Origin of the sequence: Helcococcus massiliensis (assembly GCF_900258485.1) — a bacterium.
GTDB lineage: Bacteria > Bacillota > Clostridia > Tissierellales > Peptoniphilaceae > Helcococcus > Helcococcus massiliensis.
This window is the reverse complement of record NZ_OGVE01000001.1, coordinates 234,186-245,456: the sequence shown is the minus strand read 5'-3', so window position 1 is coordinate 245,456 and position 11,271 is coordinate 234,186. Positions and strand designations below refer to the sequence as shown.

The window sequence follows — 11,271 nt, the reverse complement described above, 5'->3', positions numbered from 1 at the left end:
TATTTAAAATAAAAATGGATGACATAGTCATCCAAATTAAAATTATTCACCATCAACTTGTGTGTCTGTTATAGGTCTTTCAACTAAGCCTGACTTGATAGCTTCAGTAGATACCCAGATTTTTTTAACCTTACCATCTACAACAGCTCTAACTCTCTTTAAGTTTGGCTTAAAAGCTCTTTTATTTTTCTTATTTGAGAAAGACACATAGTTACCTGATTTTTTCTTTTTACCTAGGTAAAAGCATTCTTTTGCCATTGTTTCCTCCTGTTCGACTGATTTTACTATTACTCGAGTTATTATACCATAGTTATATAAATTATTGCAAGTTATTGTTATCACTGATATAATTTAGTTATTAATCGAATAATAGGAGGAGAAGATGTCAGCTATAATTAATAATAAATATGGTGAAATTGTTTTAGATGAAAAAGTTATTGCAACTTTAGCAGCTGAATCTGCACAGGAATCTTATGGTATAGTAGGCTTAGTAGCTCAAAATACAAAAGATGGTTTATTTGAATTATTAAAAGTTGGAAATAAAACTAAGGGGGTAAATGTTACTATAAATAACAATGTAGTAGATATTGACCTTAGTGTTATGCTAGAATTTGGAGTTAGAATATCTGTAGTAGCAGATAATATTATAGAAAAAGTAAAATATACTGTTGAAAAAAATACAAAGCTAAAGGTGAATTCTGTGAACATTATTGTTCAAAGAATTAGGATTTAATGGAGGTATGATGAATAGTTTAAACTATGAAGATTTAAGATTAGCCATTCGTGGTGCTCAAACAAATCTTGAATCAAACAAGGAATATGTTAATGGCTTAAACGTTTTTCCGGTTCCAGATGGAGATACTGGAACAAACATGTCCTTGACTATGAAATCAGTAATAAATAAATTAGCAGAATCTGAAAATACTATGGAGTCAGTTGCTAAGGCTCTATCAAATGGTTCTTTGATGGGAGCCAGAGGTAATTCAGGAGTTATTTTATCTCAATTATGTCGTGGTATGGCTACAGTTTTTCAACAAGTTGACAAGATAGAGATAATAAATTTAGTAGAAGCATTTGAATCTGCAAAAGAAACAGCTTATAAGGCGGTATTAAAGCCTACAGAAGGTACAATTTTAACAGTGTCTAGAAAAATAGCTGAATTTGCTAGGGCAGAATATATCAAATATGATGATATTATTCTATTCTTATCAGATTCTATAAGAGCTGGACAAAGAGCCTTAGATCAAACACCAGAAATGCTGCCTGTATTAAAAGAAGCGGGAGTAGTAGATGCTGGTGGTCAAGGATTGGTATTATTACTTGAAGGTGCTTATAAGGCTTTAATTGGTGAAGAAATAGTTTCAGATATTAGTACTGAAGATATTGAAAACATTAACTTGGCAAAAACAATAAGCCACCATTCTGATGTTAAACCAGAAGATATTATTTATGGCTATTGTACAGAGTTCCTAATTCACCATGATGGTAGTCAATCATATGAAGATTTCAAAAATGAAATTATGAAATATGGTGATTCTATCGTATCTGTGGGTGATGACGAGTTAATTAAAACACATATCCATACTGATGATCCAGGTTTGATACTTTCACTAGCTAGAAAACGTGGAGAATTATCAGATATCAAGATTGAAAATATGAGATTCCAAAATGCTGAAGTTAATAAGCTTAAAGAAGCTCAAGAAAAAGAAGAACATGCAAGTTTGGAAAGAAAAGAATACGGCTTTGTCGCAGTATCCATTGGTGAAGGATTTAATGAAATTTTTAATAGTTTAAATGTAGATAATATAATAGTTGGTGGACAAACAATGAATCCTTCTACAGAAGATATAGTTGAAGCTGTAGATAAAGTAAATGCAGACAATGTATTTATTTTCCCAAATAATAAAAATATTATTTTAGCAGCCAAACAGGCAGTTGACCTAGTTGATACTAATTTAATTGTAGTAGAAACAAAATCAATACCTGAGTCTTTTGCTGCCTTGATTAACTTTAACAATGAAAGTTCACTAGAAGATAATATTGAAACTATGAATGATGCTATCGAAGATCTTACTTCATTGCAATTAACATTTGCAGTAAGAGATACAAAAAATGGAGACCTAGAGATCAAGAAAGATGACTATATAGGTCTTAAAGATGGAGATATCATAGTTAAAGGTGAAAAATTAGAAGAAACACTAATAGATTTAATTGATAAGTCTATAGACGAAGATTCTGAAATTATAACTCTTTATTATGGGGAAGATGTAGATGAAGAAGATGCTGAAAACCTATATGAAAAATTAGAAGAAAAATTCTCTGATTTAGATATAGAATTAAACTTTGGTGGACAACCACTGTATTACTATATAGCATCTATTGAATAATATGAATCTTTTGAATATCAAAGGGATAGGAAAAAAGAAAGAAGAAATCCTCAATAAAATGGGGATTTTTTCTTTGTTAGACTTATACAAATATTTACCTAAGAACTATGAAGATAGGTCTAAAAAGGTAGATGTAATAAATGCTGTCCCTGAAATTAAACAATACTTTGAATTAAATATAATTGAAATTAGTAAAACTTATTTTTACGGGAAAAATAAGTCTGTTAGTAGAGCAAAAGCTAAGGATGAGACAGGAGTTATTAATTTAATCTGGTACAATGATAGATTTACACTAAGAAAAATTGTAGTTAATAAAACTTACAAATTCTTTGGTAAGTATGACCAAGAAAAAAATGCGTTAATAAATCCCTTAGTAGATGATCTTAATGATGATAATATAGGTTCAATAGTTCCTATCTATAAAACTATAAAAGGTATATCTAATAAAGAGTTAAGTAAATTTAAGGATAATTTATTTGCAAGTGATTTTAATATAGAAGAATATTTAGATAATGATATTTTAAGTAAATATAGGATACAAGAAATAAATATTATGTATAAAAATCTACATGATCCAAAGGATAATTTATCCTTATATGATTCAATATATAGTTATTATTTTAGAAATATATTGGTTGAAAAATTAGTATCTAAAATGTATAGAGACGAACTCAATAAAAAGTCTCTAAGCTATAAAATTTATAATGTAAATAAATTAAAAAATTACTTAGATTTCGATTTAACCAAGTCACAAGAGTTTGCCATAAAAGATATATTTGATGATATGGAAAGTAAAAATAGGATGAATAGGCTAGTAATTGGTGATGTAGGCTCTGGTAAAACCCTTGTGGCTATATTTGCTGCCTACCAAGCTATCTTAAATGCTTACCAGGTAGCATTTATGGCTCCAACTGAAATACTAGCTCAACAGCACTATGATAAACATAAAGACTTATTTAATAAAATAGGTATTAAATCAGCTATTTTAACTGGGTCTACAAGCTCTAAAGAAAAAATAATAATCTATGATAAATTAATAAATGGAGAAATTGATATAATCTTTGGCACCCATGCGCTTTATCAAGATAAAATTATCTATAAAAATCTTGGCTTAGTAGTGGTTGATGAGCAACAAAGATTTGGTGTTAACCAAAGAAAAGCTATTATAGATAAGGGTGAAAGTCCAGAAATACTTTTGCTTTCTGCTACACCTATTCCAAGGACCCTGGCATTAGCCTTATATGATGACTTATCCTTAAGTTATATGGATACTATGCCATCAAATAGACTAGAAATAAAATCAGCTTATATGACTATATACCAGGAAAAGAAGTTTATTGATTTTGCCTATAAGCAAATTCTTGAAGGTAGACAAGTTTACCTTGTTGTATCAAGGGTAGAAGATACTGATGATTTAGAATCCGTTCATCTAATGAAAAAGAAATTAGACAAATATTTTAATAAAAAAATAAATATAGAATGCTTGTATGGTGAACTAGATTCTGAAAAGAAAATAGACATACAAAATAGATTTGCTAATGGGAAAATAGATATGCTTATAGCAACATCCATTGTTGAAGTAGGTATAGATGTACCAAATGCAAATACAATGATTATTTACAATGCAAACCAATTTGGTCTATCACAACTCCACCAGCTAAGAGGAAGGGTTGGTAGGTCTGATATACAATCTTATTGTTTCTTTGTTAGTTCAGAGAAGATTAAAATCGATGAAAAGCTAGATTTTATATCTAAGAACAACGATGGATTTAAGATTGCTAACAAAGACTTAGAAATGCGTGGTAGGGGTGATCTATATGGTAAAAACCAATCAGGATTTATAGACCTAGATAATTCATTTTTATATAATGAACAATTATTGTCAGATGTAAATAAACTGATAAATAGAGACTTGAAAATTAATAGTAGTTTAGAGAAAATTATAAATGAGGAACTATATAAATATAAAGATATTATTATGAATTGAGGTAATATGGCTTTAAGAGTTATTAGTGGATTAAGAAAAGGGCATAAATTAAGAGGACCAATTGATTCTAGGGCTAGGCCTACAGAAGATAGGATAAAAGAATCCTTATTTAATATTATCCAGCCTATAGAGGAAGATGCTGTATGCTTAGACTTATTTGCGGCTACTGGTAATATAGGTATAGAATTTTTAAGTAGAGGGGCTAAGAAAGTATACTTCTCAGAGAAGGACAGTTCCAATGTAAAAGACTTAAAATGGAATCTAGACCATACTAAATTAGCAGATAAGGCTGAAATATTAGACTTTGATTATAAGAAAAATATTTTGACTATCAAAGAAAATATTGATTATGTATATATAGATCCACCTTATGAATCAGACTATTACATAGAGTCTCTTAAGCTGATGCTTGATAGAAAATATTTTAAAGATGCTTTATTTATATTAGAGTCAAATAATGACTATGATTACTCAAAAGATATTAAAGAATTAAATTTAGTATATGAGAAAAAATACGGAAAAAAATGTTTAAAATTTTATAGGATGGAAGTATGAAGGTAGTATATCCGGGGAGTTTTGACCCAGTAACAAATGGTCACTTAGATATTATCAAAAGAGCTGCTAATATCTATGAAGAAGTTATAGTTTGTTTACTAATAAATCCAAGGAAAAATTATTTATTTGATATGGATGAAAGAATTGAAATGTTAGAAGAGTTATTGTATGATTATGATAACATTAAAATAGCTAAATATTCTGGGCTACTTATTGATTTTGTTGAAGAAAATAATGTAGATGCGATTATTAGAGGTATCAGGGCTGTTTCTGATTATGAAACAGAATTACAGTTAGCTCAAATGAATAAGTTTTATTCTAAAAAGAATATAGAAACCTTATTTATGGTTGCAGAGCCACAATATTCTTATTTATCATCAAGTATAGTAAAAGAAATAGCTTCATTTAATAGAGATGTATCGAAGCTAGTACCAGAGAATGTAGCAAAAAAAATTAAAAGTAAATTTAATTAGGGGGAAATATGGATATTATTTCATTATTAGAAGAATTAGAAGAGTTAATGGATGATGCTAACTCAGTTCCATTTTCAAAAAAAGTTTCAGTAAATCCTGAAGATGTTTATGGCATAATTAGTGATATGAAAGAAGCTATTCCACAAGAAATCAAAGATGCCCAATGGGTAAACTCTGAGAGAGAAAGAATTTTAACTGAAGCAAATTCACAAGCAGATGCTATGAAAGAAAAAGCAAAAGAAGACATCAAAAAGGGTTATGATGAAGCTAATAGAAAGATTAAACAATTAGTGAGTGAGCATAACATTACAGTTGAAGCAAATGCTGAAGCAGAAAAAATTGTATCAGAAGCAAAAGCTACAGCTCAACAAATAGCTACAAATTCTTTAGCCTATGTTGACCAATTACTTACAAAAACTTCAGATGACCTAAAGAACACATTAAAGGTTATTGATGAAAATAGATCACAATTAAAATATTAAGTATGTAAAAACCGACCATAAGGTCGGTTTTATATTTTAAATATTAATTTTTACTTCTGTTTCTTATTCTTTCTTCAATCATGTCTTCCATGCCATCATATATATTAGCTTGCTTGTCGCCATAGCCGTTGATTAGATTCATCTGCTTTATAAGTGTATCTATTAAATTAAACTCATCCTTATAGGCAAGGAATACTGATTTCCATTCAGGATTGTATTTGTTTTTAAATTTCCTTAAACCCTTGAAACCGTAGATTTTGTTTCCATACTTGTAAGCTAAATTAATAGCCTTTTCTTTTGTGGAAGAATACATTTTATTTCCAATATTAGATAGGGGAGCTACACCTAGGTCGAAAGTATCGTATCCTTCTGCTTTTCCCCAATTAATAATTGATAAAAACATCATATCCATAAGACCAGAAGGCATGTCATTTACATGTCGCATAAGGTCGATTGAGAAAGTTTTGGTGCCTTTAACAGGGAACATATTTGCAAATGCATAGATTTTATAATCATCTTCTATAGTAAATATTGGTGCTTCTTGTAGGTAATTTCTATCAAAGGATCCTACTGAAAACTGCATTTCTTTTCTTTTACCTAGCCATTCTATAGATATATCATTTAACTTATTTAGAAATTCATCAGAAAATGGAGGGTTATTTACTTTGAATTTAAGTCCTAGTCCATCCATACTATTTAAAGTTCTTCTCATAATCTTAAACTTCTTACCTTCCATAGAGAAAGTGTTTAGATTAACTAGAGCAGTTTCACCTAGTTTAAGTAAGTTAAATCCTTCATTTACAAAGTATTCTAAATATTTACCAGATATTTGGTAAAAGGCTACATCCATTTTATGGGCAGCTGCTAATTCAATCACTTCATCCATTGCCTCTTCAAAATCTTCTATCTGACCTGTAGGATTACCGAAAACAAAGATTTTATCCTTATATGGCCTGTATATCATAGATACTGTATTTTTACTATTGTAAAATACATTTTTATCTCCCATATAGAAGGAATGACTAGTAAGTGCATATGGGTATTTTTCATGAAAATCTTCAAATTTTTCTATATCTTCCTCTGTGATGCTTTTAAATGGCATATAGCGTCTATCTAAACCTAAAAATATGGAATAAATAGATATGCTTATAAGTACCGGCATCATAGTCTTTAGTGGCCTTCTAGTCATGTAGTGTAAGCTATATTTTTCAACACCATCTAAGAAATTAATCTTATGTTTATAATTATATATTCCAGCTAAAATGGCGTAAAATATAATAAAGAAAACACTAGCTATTAATATTTTCTTTATAGAGATCCTATCCGCCAAACCATCAAAATATTGTCTATTGACAAATAGGGCATAGATTAAAATTGCACATATTGCAATTTCCATGTAGCTTTGACCATTTAATGCATATAGGATTATTAAAGTAGTTAATAAAAGTATTGATAAGGCGTGAGTCAATTTTACTCTATTCTTAATACCATTCGATATAGCCATTAGAGAGAAACCAGCTATTAGGGTAATTTGTTTGTTGATTACCATTAAATATGTTGGAAACAACCTTCTTATAAACTTATATTTCAAGAATATTCTTGGAAGTAGGATAGATGCAACAATCAAAGCTCCAACTACTAGCAAAACATAGGCCAAGATTTTACTTATTGAATTAGCTTTTTTAATAGAATCTTCACTATTTTGGCCTTTAGTATTTGTAACTAATAAGAGCAAACCTACAATCCAAGGGATAATTGTGTAGCAGACCCTGCATATCAATAGGGATAAAACTATATTTGGGGTTGAATATCCTATAAGTGAAAATAGGAATATTGCAGATGCCTCAAAGGCTCCTAAACCACCAGGTATCATTGATAGTAATCCTATTATAGTAGCTAAAACATAAACAGTAACTGCCTGTAAAATATATATGTTAGGTTCGAAATATTTAATAGTTACAGCAAAAAATAAAGCTGCTAAAAACCATTCAAATGTAGATTGTAAAGTTATGTATAATCTAAGAGGTCTTTGCTCTCTTTTGAAAACTGATCCATCATCTTTTATGAAATGTGAAATTGGTAGTATATCTATAAAGATAAATACTATTACAAGTAGAAACATTATAAATAGTATAGGAACAAGACTATAGTATTTTTGTATTATTAAAGATATACTTGAAGGCAAGCCTAAAGAAAAGAGCCCTACCATATCAGAAAACAATACTATAAATAATATTCTATTAGTTAGCTTCTTGTCTATTTTATATTTATCATACATTAATTCCCTAAGGGTAAGACCAGCCATTCCAGCAAAACCTATAAAGTTACTGAAAGATTGGGAAATCCAACCTATCTTAAAGACTTCTTTGCTAGGTATGTCCATCTTATAATATTTAACTAAAAGAAAATCATATATGGTTGCAAAAGAAAAACAAATGAGTCCAAAGACTACAAAAAATATTTTACTTTGTAGACTCATTTCACGCATCAAAACTTTGAGGTCATGCATATTAATATTTTTAATCTCTTTATTTGTCACATAAATTGTTATAGAAATTATAAAGATTATAAAGATAGCCCTTATAACACTTTTATACTTATCAAAAAAATTCTTAAATTTCATTCTTTACTCCAATTTTAAACTATTTAATATAAGCTATGTGGGTATAATCTAAGCTGTTTAATTGCTTGGACCTTATATTATGTAGTTTATATGATTTCATGTCAATATCTACTAAATTTTTATTACAATTATCTTTAATATCAGTAAAATTATTTAGCATTGCAATATCAGACTTGTCTTTTATTTCTTTTAATACTTGTCTCCCCTTGTCATTAAAGGCAATAGGACGAATGTAGCTTATTTTATCTAGAGAGTTTATATCTTCATTAGTAATATCAAGTAGGTAATTAAAAATAAATCTTCTAAGTCTAGCCTTTGAATGCCTCTTATTGTGACTTAGGTCTACAGCCTCACTTAAAGTTTTATCAAAATTTTTATTTAATAAATTTAATATTCCTGGTTCGTATCCAGCTATAGGACTTGGGTCTTTTTGAATTATGAAGGACTTATAATAAAATAGATCACTATAGTCATCCAAATGATACTTAGGGGACTTTTCTAATTTTATTTTACTTTCTAAGGGAACATATGCTGAAATATATTTATTTTCGTGCACAAGTTTTCTAATGGTAGTTGCAGATTGAAAGTTTTTAGCTGATATTTCATCATTATTATATCCATTATCATTTCTAAAAATAGGGAGTACATTTATATTGCTTTTTAATTCCCTTAAAGACTTATAGTAATTAAAGGCCAGGGTATTGTTTGGCTCCTTCATAAAAGAACTATCAATAGCTAGTTCATCCAAAGACCTTATATAAGACTGCTTATAGGATAAACCTTGGTCAAGATAAGTTTTTAATTTATCTTCTATCATATGAGTATTTAAATATATAGCTTCAAAATTTGCTATTAAATTAGTAAAATCTTTACTTTCAACCCCAAAAGATAAGTAATCTAATATATTTAATTTATTAAGAATCATTGTTGAATAATAGGCAAAGTAGTCAGCGCTTTGTAAAGAAACTATATTAGGCATTTCTAAAACCAAGTCTACACCGTTTTTTATTGCAATTTCAGCCTTATCAAATTTGTTCAAAATCGAAGGCTCACCTCTTTGCACAAAAGAACCACTCATCAATACTATAATATTCGATTGTGGATATTTTTCTTTAATAACCTTGATTTGGTGAATATGCCCCAAATGCATTGGGTTGTATTCAGCAATAATACCTATATTTTTCATTTATACTCCTAAGCCTTTAATAAATCTATCATTTTTGATATAATCAACTAGTATATTGATTATAATATTATAATATAAAAAAAATAATTTATGAAGATAGGAGTAAGAATGGATATATTAGTGTTAAATAGTGGTAGTTCATCATTGAAGTATCAATATATTAATTCTGTATCAGGAAAAGTTTATGGTAAGGGATTAATCGAGAGAATAGGTATTGAAGGTTCAAATATTGAGCATAAAAAACCTGGTTCAGAACCATATGTAATTGAAAGATACCTACCAAGTCATACAGAAGCGGTAAAATTATTATTTGAAGTTTTATTAGATAAGGAACATGGGATAATTAACAACCTAGATGATATCCAAGCTATAGGACATAGGGTAGTTCATGGAGCTTCAATTACTGAACCAACATTAGTAAATGATGAAGTTTTAGAAACTTTAGAGTTCGCAAAGAGATTTGCACCATTACACAATCCAGGAGCTATTGCAGGAATCCAAGGGGTTGAAGCTTTGACACCAGGAAAACCTAATGTAATTGTTGTTGATACAGGTTTCCATTCTGATATTCCACAAGAAAATGCCTTATATGCAATACCATACAAATATTACACAGAAGATAAGATTAAGAGATATGGTGCTCACGGTATAAGCCACAAGTACGTAACATTAAAAACAGCAGAATTAATGGAAAAAGACCCTGAAGAATTAAATGTAATAACTGTTCACTTAGGTAATGGAGCATCTATAAGTGCTGTAAAAAATGGACATTGCTATGATACATCAATGGGACTTACACCATTAGAAGGTTTAGTAATGGGTACAAGATCTGGTGATTTAGATCCAGCTGTTGTGTTTACAATAGGTAAACAACACGACTTATCCTACGACCAAATGGATACCTTATTAAATAAGGAATCAGGATTATTAGGAGTTTCAGGAATCTCTTCAGACTTTAGAGATGTTACAGAAGCTGCAGAAGCAGGAAATGAAAGAGCTCAAATAGCCTTAGACATGTTTATAAATAGGGTTAAAAAGTATATAGGTGCTTACTCAGCCCTATTAGGAAGAGTTGACGCTATATCCTTTGCTGGTGGTATCGGTGAAAACTCAGACTTTGCTAGAGCTGAAATATTAAAAGGACTCGAAAACTTAGGTATAAGCATAGATCCTGCATTAAACGATGGCGCTAGGGAAGAAAAAGAAATTTCTGCTAAAGATAGTAAGGTAAGAGTATTTATTACTCCAACAAATGAAGAGCTAATGATAGCAAGAGAAACCCAATATATAGTAGAAAACTTATAAAATAATTGACAAAGACCGAAAATAGATATATAATAACGATTGTTATTTAAAAATGATTAAGATTAAGAGTTAGGAGGTGTTAGGATGGCAGTACCAAAGAGAAAAACATCTAAAGCTAAGAAAAATTCAAGAAGAGCTTCAGCATACAGATTAAATAAAGCAAATTTTGTCGTTGATAAAGAAACAGGCGAAGCAAGAATGCCTCATAGAGTTAGCCCATCAGGCTACTACAACGGTAGACAAGTAGTTGAAGTTGAAGACGAAGAATAAAAA

At 29.5% G+C, this 11,271-nt stretch carries 11 protein-coding genes; 8 read left to right on the top strand and 3 right to left on the bottom strand.

What is annotated here, in order from left to right:
- Positions 1 to 42 precede the first annotated feature (42 nt).
- Positions 43 to 258, bottom strand: a complete 216-nt coding sequence (rpmB, locus tag C4Q29_RS01135) for a 50S ribosomal protein L28 (RefSeq protein ID WP_103980989.1) — start codon at positions 256 to 258, stop codon at positions 43 to 45.
- A 124-nt stretch (positions 259 to 382) separates the two neighbouring features.
- On the opposite strand from rpmB, the gene C4Q29_RS01130 reads away from it, so the two are divergent.
- Genes C4Q29_RS01130 through C4Q29_RS01105 form a run of 6 tightly spaced genes read left to right on the top strand, consistent with a single transcriptional unit; the run spans position 383 to position 5,884 of the window.
- Positions 383 to 733, top strand: coding sequence for an Asp23/Gls24 family envelope stress response protein (locus tag C4Q29_RS01130; RefSeq protein ID WP_103980988.1), 351 nt, complete (start codon positions 383 to 385; stop codon positions 731 to 733).
- Between the two features lie 10 nt (positions 734 to 743).
- Positions 744 to 2,387 carry a DAK2 domain-containing protein gene (locus C4Q29_RS01125; protein ID WP_103980987.1) on the top strand — a complete coding sequence of 548 codons (1,644 nt, stop codon included), beginning with the start codon at positions 744 to 746 and terminating at the stop codon, positions 2,385 to 2,387.
- Position 2,388: 1 nt separating this feature from the next.
- A complete protein-coding gene (locus C4Q29_RS01120; protein ID WP_159459180.1) occupies positions 2,389 to 4,374 on the top strand; it encodes a DEAD/DEAH box helicase in 1,986 nt (661 codons plus the stop codon).
- A gap of 6 nt (positions 4,375 to 4,380) precedes the next feature.
- Positions 4,381 to 4,929 (top strand): 16S rRNA (guanine(966)-N(2))-methyltransferase RsmD, encoded by a 549-nt coding sequence (gene rsmD / locus C4Q29_RS01115; RefSeq protein ID WP_103980985.1) that lies wholly within the window; start codon positions 4,381 to 4,383, stop codon positions 4,927 to 4,929.
- Positions 4,926 to 5,402: a pantetheine-phosphate adenylyltransferase gene (gene coaD, locus C4Q29_RS01110; RefSeq protein WP_103980984.1), complete on the top strand. Its 477-nt coding sequence runs from the start codon at positions 4,926 to 4,928 to the stop codon at positions 5,400 to 5,402. The genes rsmD and coaD overlap by 4 nt, the downstream gene beginning before the upstream one ends.
- 8 nt (positions 5,403 to 5,410) lie before the next feature.
- Positions 5,411 to 5,884 (top strand): ATP synthase subunit B family protein, encoded by a 474-nt coding sequence (locus C4Q29_RS01105; RefSeq protein ID WP_103980983.1) that lies wholly within the window; start codon positions 5,411 to 5,413, stop codon positions 5,882 to 5,884.
- A gap of 43 nt (positions 5,885 to 5,927) precedes the next feature.
- Here C4Q29_RS01105 and mprF read toward each other — a convergent pair whose 3' ends face one another.
- Both mprF and C4Q29_RS01095 read right to left on the bottom strand, forming a co-directional pair.
- On the bottom strand, positions 5,928 to 8,507 hold the full coding sequence (gene mprF, locus C4Q29_RS01100; protein ID WP_103980982.1) for a bifunctional lysylphosphatidylglycerol flippase/synthetase MprF: 2,580 nt from the start codon (positions 8,505 to 8,507) through the stop codon (positions 5,928 to 5,930).
- Between the two features lie 19 nt (positions 8,508 to 8,526).
- On the bottom strand, positions 8,527 to 9,693 hold the full coding sequence (locus tag C4Q29_RS01095; RefSeq protein ID WP_103980981.1) for a nucleotidyltransferase family protein: 1,167 nt from the start codon (positions 9,691 to 9,693) through the stop codon (positions 8,527 to 8,529).
- 108 nt (positions 9,694 to 9,801) lie between these two features.
- Here C4Q29_RS01095 and C4Q29_RS01090 point away from each other — a divergent pair, with 108 nt between their 5' ends.
- Entirely contained in the window at positions 9,802 to 10,998 is a 1,197-nt protein-coding gene (locus C4Q29_RS01090; RefSeq protein ID WP_103980980.1) for an acetate kinase, read from the top strand.
- Positions 10,999 to 11,082: 84 nt separating this feature from the next.
- The gene (gene rpmF / locus C4Q29_RS01085; protein WP_103980979.1) at positions 11,083 to 11,268 is read left to right on the top strand and encodes a 50S ribosomal protein L32; all 186 of its coding nucleotides are present in this window, start codon (positions 11,083 to 11,085) and stop codon (positions 11,266 to 11,268) included.
- Positions 11,269 to 11,271 lie beyond the last annotated feature (3 nt).

Coding starts and splice junctions, on each gene's coding strand:
- C4Q29_RS01090 (WP_103980980.1), top strand. CDS start 9,802: ATGGATATATTAGTGTTAAATAGTGGTAGTTCATCATTGAAGTATCAA.
- C4Q29_RS01095 (WP_103980981.1), bottom strand. CDS start 9,693: ATGAAAAATATAGGTATTATTGCTGAATACAACCCAATGCATTTGGGG.
- mprF (WP_103980982.1), bottom strand. CDS start 8,507: ATGAAATTTAAGAATTTTTTTGATAAGTATAAAAGTGTTATAAGGGCT.
- C4Q29_RS01120 (WP_159459180.1), top strand. CDS start 2,389: ATGAATCTTTTGAATATCAAAGGGATAGGAAAAAAGAAAGAAGAAATC.
- C4Q29_RS01105 (WP_103980983.1), top strand. CDS start 5,411: ATGGATATTATTTCATTATTAGAAGAATTAGAAGAGTTAATGGATGAT.
- rpmF (WP_103980979.1), top strand. CDS start 11,083: ATGGCAGTACCAAAGAGAAAAACATCTAAAGCTAAGAAAAATTCAAGA.
- rpmB (WP_103980989.1), bottom strand. CDS start 258: ATGGCAAAAGAATGCTTTTACCTAGGTAAAAAGAAAAAATCAGGTAAC.
- coaD (WP_103980984.1), top strand. CDS start 4,926: ATGAAGGTAGTATATCCGGGGAGTTTTGACCCAGTAACAAATGGTCAC.
- rsmD (WP_103980985.1), top strand. CDS start 4,381: ATGGCTTTAAGAGTTATTAGTGGATTAAGAAAAGGGCATAAATTAAGA.
- C4Q29_RS01130 (WP_103980988.1), top strand. CDS start 383: ATGTCAGCTATAATTAATAATAAATATGGTGAAATTGTTTTAGATGAA.
- C4Q29_RS01125 (WP_103980987.1), top strand. CDS start 744: ATGAATAGTTTAAACTATGAAGATTTAAGATTAGCCATTCGTGGTGCT.